This window comes from Nocardia pneumoniae NBRC 100136, from assembly GCF_000308755.1.
In the GTDB taxonomy this organism is placed as follows: Bacteria; Actinomycetota; Actinomycetes; order Mycobacteriales; family Mycobacteriaceae; genus Nocardia; species Nocardia pneumoniae.
In genome coordinates this window covers 1-21375 of sequence record NZ_BAGF01000067.1, presented here as the reverse complement: position 1 = coordinate 21375, position 21375 = coordinate 1, and the positions used below count along the sequence as shown (strand labels likewise).

Here is a 21375-nt window from a genome sequence, read left to right as displayed (position 1 = left end):
TGAACTGTATGGCACCGGTTGCCGTCAGCTCGTCATGACAACGAAGTACCCAGGCGGATCGGTTCCACCGGTCGGCTGCCTCTGCCTGTTCGGCTACGGCCGGGGACCGTCATGCGGGGCCCTGCACCGCCGGTACGCGTTCGGCCAACGGTGGCGGGGGCGGCGGGGTTCCGTCGCCGAATGGTCTGCCGCCGAGGGCTTCTCGGCCGTGCGGGGTCAACCAGTTCGCCAGGTCGGGCCCCTTCGGGACGATTCCGGTCGGGTTGATGTCCCGATGCACGACGTAGTAGTGCGTCTTGATCTGCCCGAAGTCGATGGTGTCGCCGAAGCCGGGGGTCTGGTACAGATCGCGCGCGTACGCCCACAGCACCGGCATCTCGGTGAGTTTGGACCGGTTGCACTTGAAGTGCCCGTGGTAGACGGCGTCGAAGCGCACCAGCGTGGTAAATAGTCGTATGTCCGCTTCGGTGATCGTGTCGCCGACCAGATAGCGTTGTCCCGCAAGGCGTTCCGAGAGCCAGTCCAGCCGGTTGAAGAGCCGGTCGTACGCGGCGTCGTAAGCGTCCTGCGCACCGGCGAACCCGCACCGGTAGACGCCGTTGTTGACGTCGCGGAACACCGCGAGGTTCACCTCGTCGATCTCCGCGCGCAACGGTTCGGGGTACAGCCGCGGTGCGCCGGGCCGGTGGTAGTCGGTCCACTCGGTGGAGAAATCCAGGGTGATCTGGGCGTAGTCGTTGGTGACCACCTGCCCGGTCGGCACGTCCACGATGGCGGGCACGGTGATGCCGCGCGGGTAGTCCGGGAACCGCGCCAGGTAGGCGTCGCGCAACCGGGGGATGCCGAGCACCGGGTCGACGCCGCCGGGATCCAGGTCGAAAGTCCAGCTCAGCTTGTCGTGCGTGGGACCGCACAGGCCGAGCGAGAGCACCTGCTCGAGCCCGAGCAGACGCCGCACGATCACGGTGCGGTTGGCCCACGGGCAGGCGCGCGCCGCGACGAGCCGGTAGCGCCCCGGCTCGACCGGATAGCCGTCGCGGCCGTCGGCCGTGATCCGGGTGGTGATGTAGTTCGTGTCCCTCTTGAACTCGCCGGGCTCGACGTAGGAACCGCTTTCGCTAGCCGACTTGGTCACCTGGACAGTTTCGCAGATCCAGGCCCTGGTGGGCGCTGTCGGACCTAGTCCGTCCTCAGCCCGCGCAGGGCCGCAGCGTTGGCGGAGCGTGCGCTTAGGCTGGCCGGATGAGTGAAACGAAGGCCACCCGCCTGGAACGCGACCGCACCGACGCCGGAGCCGAGGTGGCGACCCTCACGCTCGCCCATCCGCCGCTCAACCTGTTCGATCGGGCGATGCTGGACGCGCTGATCGCCGACATCGCCGAGTTGTCCGCGCGACCGCCGCGCGCGGTGCTGCTGCGCGCCGAGGGCAAAGTGGTGTCCGGTGGCGTGGACGTGCACGTCTTCGACGGCCTGACCGTCGAGCAGGGCGCCGAGCTGTGGCGAACGCTGTTCGCGCGGATCATCCACCCGCTGGAGGCGCTGCCGTGCCCGGTGGTGTTCGCCGCGCACGGGCTGACCCTGACCGCGGCGTTCGAGATCGCGCTCGCCTGCGACATCCTGCTCGCCGCGCCGAAGGCGAAGTTCGGGCTGGTGGAGACCGTGGTCGGACTGACGCCGTCGATGGGCGGCCCGCAGCGTCTGGCCGAGCGCGCCGGGTCGGGACGGGCGCGCGAGTTCGTGATGACCGGCGACCTCTACGACGCGGCGACGATGGCCGAGTGGGGTGTGGTGAACGCGGTGCACGACGACGTCGACGCGGCGGCCATGGCGCTGACCCACCGGCTGGCCGACGGCCCGACGAAGGCGCACGCGGCGACCAAGCGGATCATCGAGGCGTGGCGTTCCGGCGGTGTGGCACATGCGGATTCGGTGACACCGGAGGTGTCCGGCGTGCTGTTCGGCACCGACGATCTCCAAGGCGCCGTGCGCAGCTTTCTCGAGGTGGGTCCGGGCAAGGCCAGCTACACCGGCCGGTGACAGGTCGGACACGTTCGTCGCCTATCCCAGCGAGATTGTGACCCGAGTCATATAGTCGCAGTGCCTGCTCCCTCGAGGCACGCGGAGGACGAATGTCGCAGTTGCTCGTCGAATACCCCCTGACCGGCCCGCATGTCTGGGACAAGCCGCTGGCCCGAGGCGCCGACGGCGTGCTGCGCTACGGAAACCTCACCCCAGCGCTGACCGAGCTATTGGATCTCCAGGTTCACGCGTTTTCCACCCGCGAGGCGTTGGTGGAGGTCGGCGGCCCGCGGCTGACCTATCGGGAGCTGTGGCACTCCGCGTCCCGGATCGCGGGCGGCTTGCAGGAGCACGGGATCGGCTACGGCGATCGGGTCGCCATCCACATGCCCTCGGGCGCGCGCTGGGTGCAAGCCTTCCTCGGCGCCCTGCTCAGCGGCGCGGTGCCGGTGCTGGTGCACGACGGCTTGCCCGAGGCGGTGGCCGAGCGAGTGATCATCGACAGCCGCGCCGATTTCGTGCTCGGCCGTCCGGGAGGCGAGGCCGAGCTGCCCGACGGCGCCGCGTACATCGATGACGGTGCGGCGCTGAGTGATCTGGCGCTGCTGTGTTACACCAGCGGCACCCGCACCCCCAAGGGCGTGGAGCTGACCAACGAGAACCTGCTGTCCGCGGTGCGCTCGATGGTCGCCGCCCTGGATCTGCCGACCGACGGTCTGCGCAATCTGGTGCTGCTGCCGTTGGCGCACGCCAGCGGCTGTGTCGATCAGCTTTTGCCGACCTTCGCCGTCGGTGGCACGGTCGTGCTCGCCAGGGACAGCCGCGGCATGGCCGAGGCGATCGCGGCCGAGCGCATCGACATGGTCTCCGCGACGCCGCGGATCTTCGCGGGCCTGGTGCCCGAGCTGGCCGAGCTGCGCGCCGAGGGACTGTGCACCGAGGGCGTCGCGCGGATCAGCAAGGCCGGTCACCGTGCCGAACGAGCCGCGGCGCCGACTACCCCGGTCGATCTGACGGCCGAACTGCGCGGTGTGTTCCCGGCCGCGCGGCAGTGGTCGGTCTGGGGCGCGACCGAGACCAGCGGCATCGGTCTCGCGGTGGACGACGCCGAGCAGGCGGCGGACCCGTCGGACGGGGACGCCGTGCTCGGATTCCCGTTCGGCGGTACCGAATTGGCGCTGTGGGGGCCGAAGGCGACGGCTGGGCACGGGGAACTGCTGTGCCGCGGGCCGAACGTCACGCCGCGCTACTGGGACGACCCGACCACCACCGCGGCGCGGTTCACCGGAACCTGGTTCCACACCGGCGATCAGGTGACGATCGGCGCCGACGGCTTGGTGCGCCGGGAAGCGGTGCCCGCCGAGTGATCCCGGCTCATTCCAGCATGCGCGTGCGCAAGCGCGCGAGCAGATCGGGCGTCAGGCCGACGGCCGCGAGATAGCCGCGCAGATCGCCGTGCAGTTCCCGCATCGACTCCGTGGCGGTTTCCAGGTATTCCTCCCGCACGCCGAGCAGGTCCACCGAGAGCTCCTCGCCGCCGAGCAGTTTCGACGTCATCAAGGAGCGCAGCGCCGGGACGGCGCCGTTGCTCTCCAGGTAGTCGGCCCGCACGTCGGCTTCGGTGACGCCGACCGCGCGCAGCAGTGTCGCGACGGCCCAGCCGGTGCGATCCTTGCCCGCCGCGCAGTGCACCAGCACGGCCCCGGTGCCGCGCACGATGGATTCGGCGAGCGCCGCGATGGCGGTGTGCGCCTCGGGCAGCGCGGGGAACATCCGGTAGACCTCGAGCATGTGCGTGTAGGCGGTCCGCGCGGTGGCCTCGTGCGGCGGCGCCTCGGCCATTCTGGAGTCGAACGGGGTGACCGTCAGCCGGACGCCCGTAGGCAGCCGGTCGGCGCCGATGTGCTGGATCTCGCGGTGTCCGCGCAGGTCGTGGACGTCGGTGACACCCAGTTCGCCCAGCGCGGCGTGGCCAGCCTCGTCGAGTCCGCTCAGCTGGGCCGAGCGCAGCAGCACCCCGGGGCGGACCTTGGCGCCGTCATCGGTGCGCAGGCCGCCGGTATCCCGGAAGTTGAAGGTGCCGGAGAGGAAGTACTGATCGGCGGGCGGCGAGAGAGTCACCGATCCAGGCTATCGGCCCCGCGGAACGAAAGGATGTCCATCGCGGATCGAACCCTGCACAATAAGCTGACCGATTTGTGCGGTTCCAGTGTGCGGTTCGTCACAAAATTTGGGGCGCCCCGGCTTCGGACCGTAACCTCATCTACGTTCTGTCGAACGGCGCGCGGGCTGAGATCCCCCGCCGTAGCGAGGATTCCGGGCGACACGGCCTGATCGCATAGCGATCCCGGTTACGTAACAAAACATTCCTACAGTCCGGAAATACCCAATGAACCCGTTTCTAAACTCGGAAAAACCTCTAACATTGATGAACGTTGGACCGGGCAGCGTGGAGTTTTCCGAAGTTGCCCGCCATGTTCAGCGAGTCGTGCCGACCGAGGTGCGTAAGTGTTCTTTCGCCGAGGGAGTCGTCGTTGAGCGCAGGTGGAGAAGTAATAACCAAGGACCGGCTACGGCCTGCCATACGTGAGGCGGTCGAAGCGGCAGCGGCCACGCTCGATTACACGGGGGTTCGCGCCCTGCGGGTGCTCCTGCATGCCGGTGTCAGTGCGTACTGGCCGTTGATCACAGAGGCCCCGACCAAGCACATCGAAGCATACGAGGCGGCAGTCCAGTTGCTGCGCGCCCGCTGGGACATGCGGACCGACCGAGTTGCCGACCCGATCGCGTCGGCGGCCTACCAGGGGATGGAAACCGAGGTCGCCGCGTTCCTGGAGCTGTGCGCTGAGCGGTCGGGCACGCAATGGCTCGAACCGGTGGAGTCGATCTCCGCCTATGTCGTCTCGCTCGTCCGGGGCGCCATTCTGCGCTGGCTGGCCGACTGCAACGACGAGGCCATGCTGGTGGTGCTGGACGATCTGGTCGGCGCCATGGCCGCGAAAGGTATCGATCGCTAGCGCGTCGGAATACTGGACGATCGACCAGTTTGATGGTTGAGTTGTCCTGGTGACCGAGACGTCGCCGATCGCGGGGCTGCACGCGGCCACCGCCGAGCTGGACCCGCCCCTGGCCGCCCTCGACCTGACCGTCCTGCGCGCCAACGCTGCCGACCTCGTGCGTCGCGCCGGTGGCGTCCCGGTGCGCGTGGCCAGCAAATCCGTGCGCTGCCGCGCCGTTCTCGCCGAAGTCCTCGGCGCCGATCTCACCGCCGCGGGCGGTTTCGCGGGCATCATGTCCTATTCCCTGCGTGAGGCCATCTGGCTGGTGCGCCATGGGGCACGCGACGTCCTGCTCGGCTATCCGACCGTGGACCGCGCCGCGCTCGCCGAGCTGGCCGCCGACGACATCCTGCTGCGATCGATCACGCTCATGATCGATGACGCCGCCCAGCTCGACCTGACCCGCTCCGCCCTCGGCACCGACCGGGTGCGCCCCAGGGTCTGCCTGGACGTGGACGCCTCCCTGCGCATCGGCCCGCTGCACCTCGGTGTCCGCCGATCCCCGGTGCGCACGCCGCAGCAAGCGGCCGCCCTGGCACGCGACGCGCTGCGCTGCGGTTTCGACGTGGTCGGCGTGATGACCTACGAGGCGCAGATCGCCGGGCTGCCCGACGCCAACGCCGCGGTGCGCCTGGTGAAGCGGGCATCGGCGGCGGAGATCGTCAAGCGGCGCGCGAAGGTGCTCGACGCGGTCCGCTCGGTGACCGGCAAGCTGGAGATCGTCAACAGTGGCGGCACCGGATCCATCGAAGTCAGCGTCGCCGACCGGGACGTGACCGAGGTGACCGCCGGATCAGGCTTGTACGTGCCGACGCTGTTCGACCACTACCGATCGTTCACCCCCAGGCCCGCCCTGTATTTCGCGACTTCCGTACTGCGGCGGCCGACGCGGAAGATCGCCACGGTCTTCGCGGGCGGCTACATCGCCTCCGGCCCGGCCGGGCCGTCCCGGGTACCGAAACCGGTGTGGCCCAGCGGATTGAAGCTGCTCGGCACCGAAGGCGCTGGAGAGGTGCAGACACCGCTGTCGGGTGCCGCGGAACTGCGGATCGGCGATCGGGTGTGGTTCCGGCACGCGAAGGCTGGTGAACTGTGCGAGCGGTTCGACACGCTGCATCTGGTCGACGCCGACGGCACCCGCGTCTCCGTGCCGACCTACCGCGGCGAAGGCGTCTGCTTCGGCTGACCGCGGTCAGCCGAGCCGCAGGAACGCGCCCAGGTCGGCCAGCTCATCCATACCGGCGGGCAGGTATTCGGTGAGCAGCGGTGAGCGGATGATGATCGCCTTCCACATGGCCCGGCACAGCGCGGCGCGGATCAGCCCCCGCGACAGCAGCGACCGCATGCCGTAAGGAGCGTCGGCGGGGCTGGAGGTGGTCATCGAAAGCAGCACCACCGCCGCTTCCCTGCCGCGGAATCGATCCGGCGTGCCCACCAGCACGTCCTCGATCTTGGCGCGGGCCAGCATGGTCCGGATCCGTCCCACCTGCGCGGCGTACGGCGCGACCACGAAGATGTCGTGCGGGTGCACCCTGCGCGTGGTCGCGCCGATCGTCCAGGACATGCCGAGCAGCGCGCGGACCCGGCGCACCACCTCACGCGCCTCGGCGGGGGAGGTGGTGGCATTGCCGTGGTGGTCGACCAGGACGGTGCGCACACCGGGCTCCTCGCCGTCCAGATGCCTTGCCAGCGTGACCGTTTCATTGGAGCGCAGGCGTCCGTCGTAGTACAGCCGCGAGACGGGCTCGCAGACCGCGGGATGCATCCGCCAGGTGCGGTCCAGGAAGTAGCCGCGCTCGGGCGGCAGCGTCTGGCGCCCCTCGGTGAGCCAGCCGAGCACCGATTCGCCGACCGGAGCGGGATGGGTGCCCCGCGCGGTGGACGGCACGGGATCGCCGAGCAGCAGCAGGTTGCGTGCGCTCGCGGCGACGGCCACGGTGTCGGCCAGCGCGAAGCGGCCCGCGTCGGCGATCAGAAGCAGATCGAGGCTCTCGCGCGGCACCAGATCCTCGTCCGCGAAATCGGCCGGTGTGCCGCCGAGTACGCAGCCGCTGATCGCGTTGTCCAGGAAACGCCGATAGCGGGCGGCGTCGATCACGGCCCATTCCGGGGCGACGGCCGCCGCGTCCTTCTTGGCGACCAGCTCGGGCAGCACGCCGACCCGCACGATCGCGTCGAGCAGGTTCTCCACGGTCGCGTGGTCGCGCGCGACGATGCCGACCCGCCAGTTGTGCTTGGTGACCAGGCGCTCCAGCACCCGGGCCGTGGTCGAGGTCTTCCCGGTCCCCGACGGACCCTGCACCGCGACGTAGGAGCGGTCGAGCGCACGCACGGCCGTGGTGATCGCCGCGGCGTGATCGCCGTGCACTTCCGGCAGCCTTGTCCCGCCGTGGAGCCGGGGTGGGCGGCGCGCGAGGATGTCGAAGACCGCTTCCCGCGGCGTGTCCGGGAGGGTCATCAGCAATTGTTGCGCCGCCAGTTCGACCGCGAGTTCGGCGTTTTCGTCCCATGCGGGCAGATCGGGCGCGATGGCGGTCGGCAGCTCGTCGTAGGGTTCGCAGCCTTCGGGCAGCAATTCCTCCAGCCGGACCGTGTCGTCGAACTCGGTGTTCACCGAGCAGCCGAGCACCGTCGCCGTCGCGGTGGCCCGGTGGCCTACCGCGGTGACCATGCCCCCGGGTGGCGGCTGGTCGTAGAAGGTGTAGACCGTGGTGCCGGGGGCGAGGACACTCGGCCCGGCCGCGCCGCTCGAGCCGGTTCCGATCCGGCCGGTCAGCGTCAGATACCGCCGCATGGTCGGGCGGTCGGGGCGGCGATGCCATTTGGTGTCGACGGTGCCCCAGTCGGCGACGAGAACGCCTGGCGCGTCGGTCCATTCGTCCACCGGATGGCTGAGCCGATCGGCGTGTGCCCACCACAGCGGCTGCCGCTCGCGCCGCTGATAGCCGAGCGCGGCGGCCATCAAGGCCGCGGGGTGCAGGGAATCGCCCAGCCCCGCGGCGTATTCCGCCAAGGCGGCCTCCAGCGATGATGGCCGTGACGGCGGCACGAGCTCCGGCGCGCCCGGGACGGCCGCCGTGGACCACGAATTGGGTCGTGCCTGCGGTGCGTTGCGCTGCTCGGCGGCATGGTCGGCTGGATGTCGTGCGTCCTCCGGTCGCGCGCCGTATTCCGCTGCGGCAGCCCCCGGCGACCGTGGCTGTGACGTGGACGCGGGCTCGGGTGCGCCCGGGACGGCCGTCGCGCTCCATGAACTGGGGCGTGCGTGCGGTGCGATGTACTGTTCGGCGGCGTGGTCGGCAGGATGTGGTGCGTCCTCGGGTCGCGCGGCGTATTCCGCTGCGGCGGCCCCTGGCGACGATGGCCGTGATGTCGGCGTGGGGTCGGGCGTGCCCGGGACGGCCGTCGCGCTCCATGAACTGGGGCGTGCGTGCGGTGCGATGTACTGTTCGGCGGCGTGGTCGGCAGGATGTGGTGCGTCCTCGGGTCGCGCGGCGTATTCCGCTGCGGCAGCCCCCGGTGACGGTCGCCGGGACGGTACCGCAGGCTCCGCCTGGCCTGGGATGGGCACCGTGCTCCACGAACGGTCTCGGGGATGACGTGCGATGCGGTGCTCGGACGCACGGTCGAGCAGCCAATCGCGCAGCCGCAATACGGGGTGAGTGTCGCTCGAAGACTCCGCATCGGGCCACAGGTGCCGCAGTGTGTCCAGGTCGTAGGACGGCTCGCCGACGATCATCGCGTTGCGGACGACCGGGTACAGGTCGACCAGGACGCCTGCGCGGAGCAATTCGTCGACGAACTCCTCGCCGACGCCGTGCTGTCCGGTGCAGTGCAGCAGCGCCGTGCGCACCGCCGAGGTGTAGTGATAGATGTGCAGGTCCGGATACGTCTGCCGCCGCTGCGCCAGATAGTCGAGCACCTGCTCGACCGCGCGGCGTTCCTTGGTCGCACCGCCCGGCTCGTTCGGGTCGGACGGCCCGCGCAGGGACAGGTGCACCGTGTCCGGACCGCCGATCTCGACCGTGCGGGGCATCCGTCCGCCTCCCCCGATGGTGAGTGCGAGGTCGCCGGGGGAGGATGGCGGCAGCGCGCCGAGCGCGGTCGGGTCGGTCAGCGCGTACCTGGGCCCGCCCGAAACTTCGCTCACCAGTTGGATTTCCGCCTGGCGGCGCAGCGCCGTGACGGTGCGCGGCGGCACACCCGGCACCGAGACCTCGGCGGCGGCCAGCCGGTCGATGGTGCTCACTCCCGCTTCCCGCAGGCGAGCGCGGACCGCCGACGGCATTCCGGCCACGAGCAGCAGATCGCGCGCGGCCGACAGGGCGGCGGTGCAGGTGCGGCAGCTGCCGCAGGCGAGATAGCGCGGGTCGCCCCACTGGACCGGCAGGAGTTCGCCGAGTTTCTCGTCCAGGATGCGTTCCACCCGGCGCCTGCGCGCCCGGTACACCGGCAGCAACTCGCTCAGCGACTCGGCCACGCTCTCCTCGCCCACGTGCAGCCGGACGAAAGGCGCGGACAGCGCGCCGGAACGGTCGAGGGCGGCGGCGCAGGCGGCGAGTTCGAGCGCGGTGCTCACGCGATCCGCCGCCGTGGGCGCGGCGCCGTGCACGGTGTAGCGGACTCGATGTTCCGCGCGGACCAGAAAGTCGCAGGAGCTGTGGAAACGGCCGTCGAAGAAGGTCGCGCCGTAGACGACGTGCGCGCCCGCGCGCAGGGCCGCGACCGTGTCATTGTGCGCGGCCGTCAGGGCCGCGATCCGCGCTGATGCGCGACCGCTCGCTCCATCGCTGGGAGTTGATGCGCGACCGCTCGCTCCATCGCTGGGAGTCGATGCGCGACCGCTCACTTCGGCCGGATCTCCGAGGTTGTCCGGTGGCCGGTCGATCTCCACGACCGCTCCGCCGAAGCGGGCACGGTAGTCGGCGAGACGGCGTCGCCGAGCGTCATCGATTCCGGGCGCGAGTTCGGGCGTCGGTGTGGCGATGCCGGGTTCGCCCGGGAGAGTGCCCAGTTCGGTATCGAGGGCGCGCAATACTGCGAACTCGCAGTGCGCCGCGCGCACGAGATCGACGGCGGTGCAGACGACACGATCACCGAACACGAACAATCGCGGCCCTCCTGTGTCTTCGCGGGACACCCGCTGCCGTGTGCGCCTCGTTACGCACGGACGGCAACACTGTAGCTATGCGGCCGCCTCGCCTGCGCTCGACCCGGCGCATGAGCGGCTGCTCGAGCCTTCGCCCGGCCCGGCATGGGCCTGCGGACGGACTTCGTCCGGCTGCGTTCCGCGTCTACCTCGGCGTACCCTCCCCGGTTCAGGAGCGTGGCTTACGGCGCTCCGGTCGCTTGGCGCCCTCCCGCTCCCGGCGCTGGCCGCGGCTGAACGAGCGATGCTGCGGCGGACCCGAGTCCAGCTGCAGCTGAATCAGCACACCACTGATCCTGGTGCGCCGCAATGCCTCGAGCGTCTCCGCGGGCAGTTGCGCGGGCAGCTCGACGAGGCTGTGGTCGGGACGGATGCTGATGTGCCCGAAATCGCTGCGGCGCAGGCCGCCTTCGTTGGCGATCGCGCCGACGATCGCGCCGGGCACCACGCGATGCCGCTTGCCGACGCTGATCCGGTAGGTCGCCAGCTCGGTTCCGCTGACGCGATGGTGCGAGCCGCCGCGGTCGTCCTCGAACCGCCGGGGCGGCCGCTCGCGCAGCGGACGATCGCGCTGCGGGCGCTCGACCGGCTCCGGCTCGGGCTCCATGAAGAAGTTGTCGCCGTCGTACGAGCCGACCGCCAGCGCCGCCGCGATATCGGCCAGCGGGATGTTGTGCTCGCGCTCGTAGTCCTCGATCAGCTTGCGGAACAGCGCGAGATTCGACGAGGTGAGGTTCTCGGTGATGGTGTCGCCGAACTTGGTGACGCGCTGGGCGTTGACGTCTTCCACACTGGGCAGCTGCATTTCGGTCAGCGGGTGCCGGGTGGCCCGCTCGATCGACTTGAGCAGATGCCGTTCGCGCGGCGCCACGAACAGCAGCGCCTCACCGCTGCGACCGGCCCGGCCGGTGCGGCCGATCCGGTGCACGTAGGACTCGGTGTCGTGCGGGATGTCGTAGTTGACCACGTGCGAGATGCGGTCCACGTCCAGCCCGCGGGCGGCGACGTCGGTGGCGACCAGGATGTCGAGCGAACCCGACTTCAGCTGACCGATCGTGCGCTCGCGCTGGTTCTGCGCGATGTCGCCGTTGATCGCGGCGGCGGAGAAACCCCTGGCGCGCAGTTTCTCGGCGAGCTCCTCGGTGGCCTGCTTGGTGCGGACGAAGATGATCATCGCCTCGAACGACTCGACCTCGAGGATCCGGGTCAGCGCGTCCAGCTTGCGCTGATGCGAGACCTGCACCCAGCGCTGGGTGATGTTGGTGGCCGTCGAGGTCTTCGCCTTGACCGTGATCTCGACCGGATCGTGCAGGTACTGCTTGGAGATCTTGCGGATCGCGGCGGGCATGGTCGCGGAGAACAGCGCCACCTGCTTGTCCGAGGGGGTGTCGGCGAGGATGCGCTCGACGTCCTCCTGGAAGCCCATCTTGAGCATCTCGTCGGCCTCGTCGAGCACCAGATACTGCAGCTGCGACAGGTCGAGCGTGCCCTTCTCCAGGTGGTCGATCACCCGGCCCGGCGTGCCGACCACGACGTGCGCGCCGCGGCGCAGGCCCGACAGCTGGACGCCGTAGCTCTGGCCGCCGTAGATCGGCAGCACATGCAGGCCGGGGATGTGCGCGGCGTAGCGGCCGAACGCCTCGGCGACCTGGATCGCGAGCTCACGGGTCGGGGCCAGCACGAGGGCGCGCGGACTGCGGCCGGTGGCCTCCAGCCCCATCAGGATCGGGATGGCGAAGGCGGCGGTCTTGCCGGTGCCGGTCTGCGCGAGACCGACCACATCGGCGCCGGCGAGCAGCGGGGGAATCGTCGCGGCCTGGATCGGCGAAGGCGATTCGTAACCGACGTCGGCGATGGCGGCGAGGATGCGGTCATCGATACCGAGATCGGCGAAGGACGGGCCGTCGGTGTCCCTGTCGTCGTCGCCAGGAACGCTGTCGACCTGATTGGTACTCATTGACCAGGAGTTTACTGCCTGGCGCTGGTCGTCCCGGCCACCGCCCCAATACGGTGAGACCTATGCAACTGCACGACTCGCCCGCGCATCAGGAACGGACGCCGGATCTGCTGGACGTGGCGGTCGTCCAGTTCGCGCCCTCGACCGACCCCTCGGCCAACCTCGTCGCGCTGCGCGACCACGTGCGCACGGCCCGCGAGCGTGGGGCGCGCGTGGTGGTGGCGCCGGAGTACTCGATGTTCGCCGTGACCCGGCTCGACGAGCGGGTCGTCGCCGTCGCCGAGCCGCTGACCGGCCCGTTCGTCACCGGCCTCGGCGATATCGCCCGCGAGTTCGGGGTGTTCCTGGTCGCCGGGACGGTGGAGCGAGTCGCCCCGGGCGGCGACCGGATCCGCAACACCCTCGTCGTGCTCGGACCCGACGGCGACCTGGTCACGCGCTACCGGAAGGTGCACCTCTACGACGCCTTCGGGCACCTCGAATCCGACGTGGTCGAGCCGGGTGCGATCGAGGCGCCGGCCACCTTCACCGTCGGGGATGTCACATTCGGCATGCAGACCTGCTTCGATCTGCGCTTCCCGGAAGGCGTGCGGCGGGTCGCCGCCGCGGGCGCGCAGGTGCTGCTGCTGCCAGCGCAGTGGATTCCCGGGCCGGGCAAGGTGGACCAGTGGAGCACGCTGGTGCGTGCGCGCGCCATCGAGAACACCGTGTACGTGGCTGCCGCCGATCAGGCGGCGCCGCGCGGCGCGGGCGCTTCGATGATCGTGGACCCCACCGGCGCGGTGCTCGCGGAACTCGGCGACGAGCCGGGTGTGCTGACCGCGGGCATCGACCTGGCGTACCTGAGCAAGGTGCGCGTCACCAACCCGAGCCTCGCGTTGCGCCGATTCTCCATCACCGAGCGCGGACCGGAGTAGCGTTCGGATCGATGGTCTACACCGATCGGACCTCGGCCGGCCGCGCGCTGGGTGCGCATCTGGAACACCTGCGGGCGTCGAACCCGCTGGTGCTCGGCCTGCCGCGGGGCGGGGTCCCGGTGGCCGCCGCGGTGCGCGAGGTGATCGGCGGTGACCTCGACGTCCTCTTGGTCCGCAAGTTGGGCGTGCCGTGGCAGCCGGAGCTGGCCATGGGCGCCATCGGCGAGGACGGCGTGCGTGTCCTCAACTCGGACGTGCTGGCGCACACCGGCGTCTCGCAGCAGCATGTGGACGCGATCGAGACCCGGGAGCGCGCCGAGTTGGAGCGGCGCAAGCGGGTGCTGCGCGGCGACGCCGAGCCGATTCCGCTGGAGGGGCGCACGGTGGTGATCGTCGACGACGGGATGGCGACCGGCGCCACCGTCGCGGCCGCCTGCCGGGTCGCGCGCCTGCACCAGCCCGCACGGGTGGTGGCCGCGGTCCCGGTCGCCTCGACGGAGGCGATGCGCCGGGTGGCCGACGAGGCCGACGAGGTGATCTGTCCCTGGGTGCCGCGCTCGCTCGGCGGCGTCGGCGGCGCCTACCGTGACTTCCATCAGCTCGGGGACGCGGAGGTCACCGCGCTGCTGTGCTGAGCGCGCTCAGATCTCGGTGATGCCCTTGCGATGGCGTTGCGCCAGCTCCGCGTAGAAGCCGGGGTTCAGCCGCACCCACATCTGGGCTTGGGTGCCCTCGATCGGGCGCTTCACCTCGGCGGGCGATCCCGCTGCGAGCACGCCGTCGGGAATCTCGGCGCCGGGCGGAACCAGCGAGTGCGCGGCGATCATGCTGCCCGCCCCGATCTTCGCCAGGTCCAGCACCGTGGTGCCGTTGCCGACGATGGCCTCGGCGCCGACCGCGGCGCCGTGGAAGACCACGCTGTGGGCGATGGTGGCGCCGGAACCGATCTCCATCGGCACGTCCGGCGGCACGTGCAGGACCGCGTTGTCCTGGATATTGGCGCGTTCCCGGATGACGATCGGCGCCAGGTCCGCCCGCAGCACCGCGCCGTACCAGATCGACGCGCCCGCCTCGACCCGCACATCGCCGATCAGCGTCGCGGTCGGCGCGATGAACGCCGAGGGATCGACCTGGGGCCGTTTGCCTTCGAATTCGTAGAGTGGCACTCGTACACCGTAAGCGGTCCGATCACGCCGTCGATCCGGTCACCCCGATCGGCCGTTCCGATAGCCACTGCGCCCCGCTACCACGTCCCATGGCTGTCATCGCATGTCACACCCGCGCCCGGTACGTCGTCACTTCGACAGATACGTGAAAACGAACTGTGAAGGGAACGTGATTCCGATGACCACCGCTTATTACATCGTTGGTGTTCTGGCCGCCTTGTGGATCGGCTTCTCCGCCTATTCCCTCCTCACCAGGCAGAAGTTCGTCGTGGAGCCCTTGGTGGAGTACGGCGTACCGGAGTCCTGGTGGATCTGGCTCGGCGCGGCCAAAGCCGCCGGGGCGGTAGGCCTCGTGGTCGGCTTCTTCATCCCGGCCGTCGGCGTCGCCGCGGCCATCGGTCTCATCCTGTATTTCGCCGGTGCCGTGGTGACCACTCTGCGTGCGCGCTCCTACAAGACCACTCCGTTTCCGCTGCTGTACATGGCCCCGGCGATCGCCACTCTGGCTTTGCAGGCGGCCATCTGAACTCCAACCGCCAGTGCGCCGCGGATCCGGCCCGGGACGTGATCGTTCCGGGCCGCGCGCTGATCAGGGGAGTTCCATCGAAGGCCCGTCGGGCGGTTCAGCGCTGAGCGTAGGCCGTGGACGTGCGCGCGGCGGCGCTGACCAGCGGGCGCAGCTGGGCGGCGAAACGGTCCGCGGTCACGGCGACGATGTCGACGTCGGTGCCGGTGCGCACGGCGTACCGGCCGTCGGCCACGACGTCGATCCAGCACAGCACGCCGAACGGGCGCGGCTCGCCGGTGCCGCGGCGGGCGGAGACGACGATCTGGCCGATGCCGTCGCGCGGTTGCTTCAGCAGCTTGCGGATCCGGGCCGGTGTGGACGGACCGGCGACCGGAACCGTGACCAGGTTGCGGCTGTCCTCGCCGACCTGGGCCAGGGGAGCGGTCAGGCGCCCGAGGGTGCCGGGGACGTTTTCCGGCAGCATCGAAACCACCCGTGGGCACAGAGTTTTCGAGGTGCCGACGAACAACCGCACGTCACCCCCGCGATCCGCCGTCGCCCCCGCGCGCTGCGCCGCGACCACCGCGACGTTGCCGGTGACGGCGCCGAGAATCCGGACCGGCCGCGAAGCCGCGCCGGAGGCCTGCCCGCCATTCGCAGACGGTGCCGGAGGCGGCGTCAGCGGCTCATCCCGGTGCGGAACGGAGGCCGGCGGGGCCGGTGCCGAATCACGCTGACCGAACACCTCGATCCGCAGGTCGGGTTGCGCGAGAACGCGCAGCGCCGCTTCCAGATCCGCGTCCAGCACATCATCGCACCAGCGCTCGAGCGCGGGCAGTTGCGCGGTGCGCTCGCCGGTGTCGCGTGCGGACAGGCGCACGGCGAGGGGATACGGGATTCGATCGCCGTCGGTGCGTGACCAAGCCAGTGCGAACTGGTCCGGGGTCAGCGTCCAGTTCACTCGTACTCGGCCCATTCGCCCAGCACGGGCGGCGTGGTCGGATCCATCGAGCCGATGAGTTCACCGCCGTCGTCGGAGGGCTCCAAGAAGGTCGGCACGTCGTCCAGGTCGAACTCGTCGTCTTCGTCGTCGACGGGCACGGCTCGTGCGCTCGCCGCGTTCGCGGCCGGGCTCGCTCCCGATCGCGGGGTGTCGGTCGCGGCCAGCGCGCCGCCCATCAGACCGCCCACCGCGCCCGCGCCGAGGCCGGTGACCGCGTCGCCGCCGTCGTTGTCCTTGCGCCGCTCGTCACGCTTGCGTTGGTCCTCGGGCGCGAGTTGGCTCCCCGAGCCGGGCACGATGACCGGCTCGCCGCTCACCGAGACAGGGGCGGTCGTCGGTGCTGGTGCGCTCGCGGTGGGAACGGTGCGGACTCCGGATGCGGCCGGGACCGTCGAGAGCGGGGTATCGGCGGCGGGCACGACCCGGGGCGTGGCCGTCGGTGAGTCGCCCGCGACCGGGGCGCCGGTCGGCGTGACGCCCGCGGTTGTCGTCGCCGGATTGTCGTCAGCGGGAGTTGTCGCGGTGGTTGCCGCGCTCGAGCTCGGACTCGAGTCCGCTGTCCGGTTCAGCCCCTGCGGGGTGTTCTCGAGCGAAAAAGCCTGCCCATCACGTGAAATCGACTCGGCTCCGGTGATTCTGTTCGCCGGTGCGGCAGCGGACGGGGCGGGCGCGGGGTCGTCCAGCTCGTCGGGGAACGCGGGCACGTCGGTGCCGGTCCGGATGAACACGCCCGCGTAGATGTCGTTCATCGCGCGCACGACATCCTGACGCGCGTGCTCGCTGGCCTTCTGGCCCTCGACATTGCTGGTCGCCCGATCTGGATCCAGCAGCGCGGCACCGAGATCCGGCGTGCCGTCGGCGGGTTCGGATACCGCGGCCCGCAGCGCCTCCGCCGCGTCGCTCGCCTGGCCGAGGCGTTGTGCGACCACGGCGAACACGTCGGCCAGTTCTTGGCCGTTGTGCTCGAACACGCGCACCACCGCGTCCGCACTCTCGGCGGCCGTGCCGCGCCAGCCGTCGGCGATGGCGGCGCGAATCTCGGTGTGCGCCTGGCAGATCGCGTCGGCGAGGTTCGCCGCCGCGTCTCTCCAGGCCTGCTGGCCACCCGAGAGAACGCCGGGATCCAGCAGCTGGACCTTGGCGTGGATCTCGGCGTGGGTGAGGTTGTCGAAGACCTCGACGTTCGGCGAGTAGGCGGGGTCGGTGCGCCGGTGCGTGGCCCGCTCACCGGCGCGCGGCATCCTACGCATGAGCGGCTCCCGTCACGTCGATCCGTTCGACCGCCACCGCGAGCGCGTGGTCGGCGTTCTGATACGCGGCTGCGGCGGCACGGAAGGTCTGCGCGAGTTCCCGTGCCCCGGCGGCGTATTCGGCGAGCCGGGCGATCGCGCCGTCGGCCTTGCGCTCGAAGCCGCCGCGCAGCGCGTCACCCGAGGCGAATCCGCCGAAACCGGGTAGCGAGGTGGCCGCGCTCAGGATACGAATCTGCGCCTCGACGCGGTCGGCGAGTTGCTCGTACTGTCGTGCGCACCGCTCGTGCGCACCGTCGGCGACCAGCAGGCCGTCGATCCACAGTGCGCCCTCGTCGACCGCCCGGTTCAGCGCGGCGACATCGATACCGGGCGCGGTGACCTCCGCGGGTGGCTCTCCGCCGAACCCGTTCTCCTGCGATGGCATCTGCGTCCCCCTTCCTCATCCGAAGAGCGTGTTCGGTTCACGGATGTCGTGCCAACCCCACGACGACACCCTGCATCCAGTTCGCGATGTCGGCGGTGACTCGCGCATGCACCGGCTCGTGCAGCAGGTCGTGCCCTGCGTCGGTGTACTCCCGCAAATCTACCGATTCGTGGCGGTTAGTCCATACCCTGATCGCATCGATCGGCGCGCGCCGATCATCCACGCCGTGCACGGCGAGCACTGGAAGTTCGCGTGGCAGTGGGGTTCCCGGCGCGCCCGGCGCTCCACCGCCGAGCGCGCGCTTCGGGACGCCGGACAGTACGAGTCCCGCCAGTTCCCGCGCGGGCAGGGCGGGTCGCAGCGGGTAGTCCCTGGCGGCCGAATCCGGTATTGCCTCCGCTGGGTCCGGCACGGCGGCACCCAACATGGCCAGCGCCGTGACCGCGCCGAGCGAGTGACCCATGAGGATCACGGGCTGCCGTTCAGCTCGGACCAGCTCGACGAACCGCGTCGCGTCCTCCACCAGCTCCGTGAGAGTGCCCGGCCGCTGTGGATCGCCCTCGCTCAACCCATGTCCGAAGGTGTCCAACGCCCACACTTCGGCATCGGCGGATTTCATGGCGCGCGCGAAGCGGTGATAGTGACCGCTGTGCTGCCCGATGCCAGGTAACAAAACCACGCTGTACAGCGCGTTTCCGATCGGCCACCGCCGATAGTGCATCCGGCCGCGCGTGCCGTCGAAGAAGGGCATGCACCGATAGTGCCAAAAATCGTGTCGTTGATGGTGTCGCACGATTTTCGGCGAATGGCGGCTACACTGCGCGGCGAACCGCCCCTTATCCCGAGCCGAGGTGCCCGTTGCGAACGTTCTGCCGTCCAGGCGCCTTGCTGTTGTCCGCCGCCGCGGTAATCCTTGCCGGTGCGTTCGCGCCCGCCGCCGCGGCGCCGTCCGTCGCTTCCTGCGCGCCCGCCGTGGCGGCGACCGCCGTGCCCGCCGGACTGCCGGTGCTCGACTGGTCGGAGAACCTGGGGTACGACGCGCAGGGCAATCTGTGGGTTTCCCGGCTGTACCGCAACGAGGTCCAGCGCTACGACGCCGCGGGCAGGCTGACCGCGACCGTTCCGGTGGAATTTCCCGGCGCGGTCCGGCTCGGCCCGGATGGACTGCTCTACGTGGTCTACGGTGACGCGCCGGTCAGCGTCGTCCGGCCCGGCGGGGTGATCCGCTTCGATCCGAGCGCGGCCGTGCCGAAGCCGGAGATCTTCGTTTCCGGCTTCACGATGCCGAATGGCGCGGTGTTCGACCCGGCCGGAAACCTATACGTCGCGACCCTTTCCGGCGTTGTCAAGGTGCGTCCGGACGGAGTCGTCGACGCCGCGTGGAGCGAGTCGGTCGCCGGGCTGGCCGCCAACGGCGCGGCCGTCCACGACGGCGTGCTCTACGTGACCGCCAACGGCGGCCCGTTGGGCCGGATCGTCCGCATCCCGCTCGCCGCGCCCGCCGACCGCGGCACCGTCGCCGACCTGACCTCGCCGCTGCCCGGTCTGCCGGATTTCGCCGACGACCTCCTGGCCGACCAGGCGGGCGTCCTCTACGTGAGCACCCTCGCAGGCCAATTGGTGCGCGTCGATCCCGCCACCGGCGCCGCGTGCGCGGTCCTCAACGGCCAGCCGCTGACCGCCGTCGCCGCCATCCCCGGCCGCCCGGATGAACTGCTCGCGAGCACCGAGGGTGGCACGATTCTGCGAATCCGCCTGGCGCACTAGGCTACTGGTTCCCTCGGGGCGGGTACGGCGGCGATCGGAGATCGGTGGTCGACCCCGCCGTTCCCGCCGGCCTGCCGGTGCTCGACTCTTCCGCTTTGCCGCCACGTTGTCGTCTTGCCGAGCCGTCGGCTCCAGCCGGGGATGGCATTGCCGCAGGCTAGTCGCCGTCGGTCAAGCGCACCTCGACACTGACCCGGCCCTTGTCATCGCGCCGGGCGACGGCATGCCCGGATCGTTCGACGCCGTCCAGCCGCAGCGAGAGGGGACCGCCCGCGCCGAGAAAGTTGCGCCACCACGTCTTCCGGTCCGGCAGGGCCACATTGATCGTGACCTCGTCGCCGGAGCGCCGGAATGCGACCGGTGTGCTGATCGTCCGTCCGGACCGTCGGCCGACGTAGGTGATCTCCGTGATGTTCCGGCTCACCAGCGGCCCGATCCACGGCGCCTTGGTGAGTGCCATGAACCCGGCGTTGAATCCGCGCGCTACCGTTCCGAACGCCATTCTCAGCTCCATCGGTTGTCGTGATCGCCGAACAAGTGTCGAATCCAACCTAGTGCGCCCTCGGCAATCGGGAAGGGTGAGTGACATCCGGAACGACGCCCGCCCAGCGAGGCGTGCGAATCCCGGGCTGCGAACAGTCACGCTTCGGTGTCCCCGCACCTGGACCGATCGATCAGCCCGGAAACGGCGGCGAGCCAGCGATGAGTTTCGGTGACTCGCGGGGTCTATCTTGTTGAGGCCGTTTCGGTCTCGTGAAGATCAGGAGGGACCGATGTCGACGGAGCAGGAACCAACGAGGCGGCGGCTGGCGGACCACCCGACCGTCAAGAAGATGACCGATCGGGCGCGGACGACGCCCGATCCGGTACTGACCACCTCCCGCCTGCGCGAGATCTGTCTCGCCGCCGGTGCGGACGACGTGGGCTTCGTTCCGGTCGACGATCCGCGGGTGGCGGAGGAATTCGAGCACGCGCGTGGGATCCTGCCCGCAGCCCGCACGTTCGTGGCGTTCTGCGTGCGGATGAATCGCGACAATCTGCGCAGTCCGCAGCGCAGCCTCGCCAATACCGAGTTCAACCACGCCGACGACGAAACCAACGAAGTGTCGCGCCGCATCACCAGGGCGCTCCAAGATGCCGGTTACCGCGCTGTCTACCCCGCGCCCGGATATCCGATGGAGGTCGCTCAGTTCCCGGGGCGCATCTGGGTGATCGCCCACAAGGTGGTGGCGCAGGCCGCGGGCTTGGGCGTCATGGGTATACACCGCAACGTTATTCACCCGAAGTTCGGCAATTTCATCCTGCTCGGCACAGTCGTCACCGATGCCGTGATCGATGAGCCGAGCGCGGCCCTGGATTTCAACCCGTGTCTCGAGTGCAAGCTGTGCGTGTCCGCGTGCCCGGTCGGCGCGATCACCAATGACGGTGGTTTCGATTTCCAGGCGTGCTACACGCACAACTATCGCGAGTTCATGGGCGGCTTCACCGATTGGGCCGAAACCATCGCCGACAGCGCCGACCGCGACGAGTATCGCGAACGCGTCACCACGGGCGAGTCGTTTTCGATGTGGCAGAGCCTGTCGTTCAAACCCAGCTACAAGGCCGGTTACTGCATGGCCGTATGCCCGGCCGGTGAGGACGTGATCGGCGCTTTCCTCGACGACCGGAAGGGGCATCTGGACGAGGTCGTGCGTCCGTTGCAGAACAAACCGGAACCCGTCTACGTGCTCCCGGGATCCGCGGCCGAGGAACACGTCGCGCGTCGCTTTCCGAACAAGACCCCGAAGCCGGTAACCAATGGCTTCCCGGACGAGGTCAACGCGCTACTCGATCAGATCGGCCCCCGGCCTCGCCCGCGTAACGCCCCGGACTGATCACCGGCCTCGCCGGGGGGACCCCACCGCGGAGCGGGTGTTCACACGGGCTGACGCCTCGGCGAGATCACAGGTATTCGGAGTTGACGACCCTTGGCACACATGTCCGCGCTCCGCATCGCCCCGGGGGCTATTCGACGAGGGTCTGCGTCCCGATGACGCTCAGGAGCGCCAAGCGGGCGGCGTCTTCGGTGCCGGGTTGGGCTGTGTAGATCATGATGCGCAGGTCGCTGCCGTCGACGCTGAGGACGTCGCAGTCCAGGGTCACGGCGCCGACTT

At 70.0% G+C, this 21375-nt stretch carries 20 protein-coding genes; 9 read left to right on the top strand and 11 right to left on the bottom strand.

Annotated elements, in window-relative coordinates; all coding sequences use genetic code 11:
• Positions 1-109: 109 nt before the first annotated feature.
• Complete coding sequence (locus ON34_RS21345; RefSeq protein ID WP_040782086.1) at positions 110-1135, bottom strand: glutathione S-transferase family protein; 1026 nt, start codon at positions 1133-1135, stop codon at positions 110-112.
• Between the two features lie 107 nt (positions 1136-1242).
• Here ON34_RS21345 and ON34_RS21340 point away from each other — a divergent pair, with 107 nt between their 5' ends.
• Both ON34_RS21340 and ON34_RS21335 read left to right on the top strand, forming a co-directional pair.
• Positions 1243-2037, top strand: coding sequence for an enoyl-CoA hydratase/isomerase family protein (locus ON34_RS21340; protein WP_040782084.1), 795 nt, complete (start codon positions 1243-1245; stop codon positions 2035-2037).
• Between the two features lie 92 nt (positions 2038-2129).
• Positions 2130-3386, top strand: coding sequence for a class I adenylate-forming enzyme family protein (locus tag ON34_RS21335; RefSeq protein WP_040782082.1), 1257 nt, complete (start codon positions 2130-2132; stop codon positions 3384-3386).
• Positions 3387-3393: 7 nt separating this feature from the next.
• Here ON34_RS21335 and ON34_RS21330 read toward each other — a convergent pair whose 3' ends face one another.
• Positions 3394-4140: a tyrosine-protein phosphatase gene (locus ON34_RS21330; RefSeq protein WP_040782080.1), complete on the bottom strand. Its 747-nt coding sequence runs from the start codon at positions 4138-4140 to the stop codon at positions 3394-3396.
• Between the two features lie 413 nt (positions 4141-4553).
• Here ON34_RS21330 and ON34_RS21325 point away from each other — a divergent pair, with 413 nt between their 5' ends.
• Together ON34_RS21325 and ON34_RS21320 are read left to right on the top strand one after the other, a co-directional pair.
• A complete protein-coding gene (locus ON34_RS21325; protein WP_040782078.1) occupies positions 4554-5036 on the top strand; it encodes a hypothetical protein in 483 nt (160 codons plus the stop codon).
• Positions 5037-5085: 49 nt separating this feature from the next.
• Positions 5086-6264 (top strand): alanine racemase, encoded by a 1179-nt coding sequence (locus ON34_RS21320; RefSeq protein ID WP_040782076.1) that lies wholly within the window; start codon positions 5086-5088, stop codon positions 6262-6264.
• A 6-nt stretch (positions 6265-6270) separates the two neighbouring features.
• Here ON34_RS21320 and ON34_RS37710 read toward each other — a convergent pair whose 3' ends face one another.
• Positions 6271-10182, bottom strand: a complete 3912-nt coding sequence (locus ON34_RS37710) for an AAA domain-containing protein (protein WP_245548123.1) — start codon at positions 10180-10182, stop codon at positions 6271-6273.
• Between the two features lie 214 nt (positions 10183-10396).
• On the bottom strand, positions 10397-12184 hold the full coding sequence (locus ON34_RS21305) for a DEAD/DEAH box helicase (protein ID WP_040782074.1): 1788 nt from the start codon (positions 12182-12184) through the stop codon (positions 10397-10399).
• A gap of 62 nt (positions 12185-12246) precedes the next feature.
• Here ON34_RS21305 and ON34_RS21300 point away from each other — a divergent pair, with 62 nt between their 5' ends.
• On the top strand, positions 12247-13101 hold the full coding sequence (locus ON34_RS21300) for a carbon-nitrogen hydrolase family protein (protein WP_083889608.1): 855 nt from the start codon (positions 12247-12249) through the stop codon (positions 13099-13101).
• Between the two features lie 11 nt (positions 13102-13112).
• Entirely contained in the window at positions 13113-13736 is a 624-nt protein-coding gene (locus tag ON34_RS21295) for a phosphoribosyltransferase (protein WP_040782072.1), read from the top strand.
• 6 nt (positions 13737-13742) lie between these two features.
• Here the strand turns inward: ON34_RS21295 and ON34_RS21290 are convergent, their stop codons facing one another.
• On the bottom strand, positions 13743-14267 hold the full coding sequence (locus ON34_RS21290) for a gamma carbonic anhydrase family protein (RefSeq protein WP_040782070.1): 525 nt from the start codon (positions 14265-14267) through the stop codon (positions 13743-13745).
• 178 nt (positions 14268-14445) lie between these two features.
• On the opposite strand from ON34_RS21290, the gene ON34_RS21285 reads away from it, so the two are divergent.
• On the top strand, positions 14446-14793 hold the full coding sequence (locus ON34_RS21285) for a DoxX family protein (RefSeq protein ID WP_040782131.1): 348 nt from the start codon (positions 14446-14448) through the stop codon (positions 14791-14793).
• A 97-nt stretch (positions 14794-14890) separates the two neighbouring features.
• Here ON34_RS21285 and ON34_RS21280 read toward each other — a convergent pair whose 3' ends face one another.
• Genes ON34_RS21280 through ON34_RS21265 form a run of 4 tightly spaced genes read right to left on the bottom strand, consistent with a single transcriptional unit; the run spans position 14891 to position 18206 of the window.
• Entirely contained in the window at positions 14891-15751 is an 861-nt protein-coding gene (locus ON34_RS21280; RefSeq protein ID WP_245548120.1) for an ESX secretion-associated protein EspG, read from the bottom strand.
• The gene (locus ON34_RS21275; protein WP_157172366.1) at positions 15733-17028 is read right to left on the bottom strand and encodes a WXG100 family type VII secretion target; all 1296 of its coding nucleotides are present in this window, start codon (positions 17026-17028) and stop codon (positions 15733-15735) included. Before ON34_RS21275 ends, ON34_RS21280 begins: the two co-directional genes overlap by 19 nt.
• Complete coding sequence (locus ON34_RS21270; protein ID WP_083889607.1) at positions 17021-17455, bottom strand: hypothetical protein; 435 nt, start codon at positions 17453-17455, stop codon at positions 17021-17023. Before ON34_RS21270 ends, ON34_RS21275 begins: the two co-directional genes overlap by 8 nt.
• 37 nt (positions 17456-17492) lie before the next feature.
• A complete protein-coding gene (locus ON34_RS21265; RefSeq protein ID WP_040782064.1) occupies positions 17493-18206 on the bottom strand; it encodes an alpha/beta hydrolase in 714 nt (237 codons plus the stop codon).
• A gap of 107 nt (positions 18207-18313) precedes the next feature.
• On the opposite strand from ON34_RS21265, the gene ON34_RS21260 reads away from it, so the two are divergent.
• Positions 18314-19222, top strand: coding sequence for an SMP-30/gluconolactonase/LRE family protein (locus tag ON34_RS21260; RefSeq protein ID WP_040782062.1), 909 nt, complete (start codon positions 18314-18316; stop codon positions 19220-19222).
• A gap of 157 nt (positions 19223-19379) precedes the next feature.
• Here the strand turns inward: ON34_RS21260 and ON34_RS21255 are convergent, their stop codons facing one another.
• Entirely contained in the window at positions 19380-19724 is a 345-nt protein-coding gene (locus ON34_RS21255; protein WP_040782125.1) for a hypothetical protein, read from the bottom strand.
• 271 nt (positions 19725-19995) lie between these two features.
• Here ON34_RS21255 and ON34_RS21250 point away from each other — a divergent pair, with 271 nt between their 5' ends.
• Positions 19996-21096: a 4Fe-4S binding protein gene (locus ON34_RS21250; RefSeq protein ID WP_063821719.1), complete on the top strand. Its 1101-nt coding sequence runs from the start codon at positions 19996-19998 to the stop codon at positions 21094-21096.
• Positions 21097-21226: 130 nt separating this feature from the next.
• On the opposite strand, the gene ON34_RS36210 is transcribed toward ON34_RS21250, so the two are convergent.
• Positions 21227-21364, bottom strand: coding sequence for a hypothetical protein (locus ON34_RS36210; RefSeq protein WP_245548122.1), 138 nt, complete (start codon positions 21362-21364; stop codon positions 21227-21229).
• Positions 21365-21375: the final 11 nt, after the last annotated feature.

What these genes read in the sequence shown, in the direction of transcription:
- ON34_RS21250 (WP_063821719.1), top strand. Translation starts at nt 19,996, where the DNA reads ATGTCGACGGAGCAGGAACCAACGAGGCGGCGGCTGGCGGACCACCCG.
- ON34_RS21270 (WP_083889607.1), bottom strand. Translation starts at nt 17,455, where the DNA reads ATGCCATCGCAGGAGAACGGGTTCGGCGGAGAGCCACCCGCGGAGGTC.
- ON34_RS21335 (WP_040782082.1), top strand. Translation starts at nt 2,130, where the DNA reads ATGTCGCAGTTGCTCGTCGAATACCCCCTGACCGGCCCGCATGTCTGG.
- ON34_RS21285 (WP_040782131.1), top strand. Translation starts at nt 14,446, where the DNA reads ATGACCACCGCTTATTACATCGTTGGTGTTCTGGCCGCCTTGTGGATC.
- ON34_RS21295 (WP_040782072.1), top strand. Translation starts at nt 13,113, where the DNA reads ATGGTCTACACCGATCGGACCTCGGCCGGCCGCGCGCTGGGTGCGCAT.
- ON34_RS21305 (WP_040782074.1), bottom strand. Translation starts at nt 12,184, where the DNA reads ATGAGTACCAATCAGGTCGACAGCGTTCCTGGCGACGACGACAGGGAC.
- ON34_RS21340 (WP_040782084.1), top strand. Translation starts at nt 1,243, where the DNA reads ATGAGTGAAACGAAGGCCACCCGCCTGGAACGCGACCGCACCGACGCC.
- ON34_RS21280 (WP_245548120.1), bottom strand. Translation starts at nt 15,751, where the DNA reads ATGGGCCGAGTACGAGTGAACTGGACGCTGACCCCGGACCAGTTCGCA.
- ON34_RS21300 (WP_083889608.1), top strand. Translation starts at nt 12,247, where the DNA reads ATGCAACTGCACGACTCGCCCGCGCATCAGGAACGGACGCCGGATCTG.
- ON34_RS21255 (WP_040782125.1), bottom strand. Translation starts at nt 19,724, where the DNA reads ATGGCGTTCGGAACGGTAGCGCGCGGATTCAACGCCGGGTTCATGGCA.
- ON34_RS21265 (WP_040782064.1), bottom strand. Translation starts at nt 18,206, where the DNA reads ATGCCCTTCTTCGACGGCACGCGCGGCCGGATGCACTATCGGCGGTGG.
- ON34_RS21275 (WP_157172366.1), bottom strand. Translation starts at nt 17,028, where the DNA reads ATGCGTAGGATGCCGCGCGCCGGTGAGCGGGCCACGCACCGGCGCACC.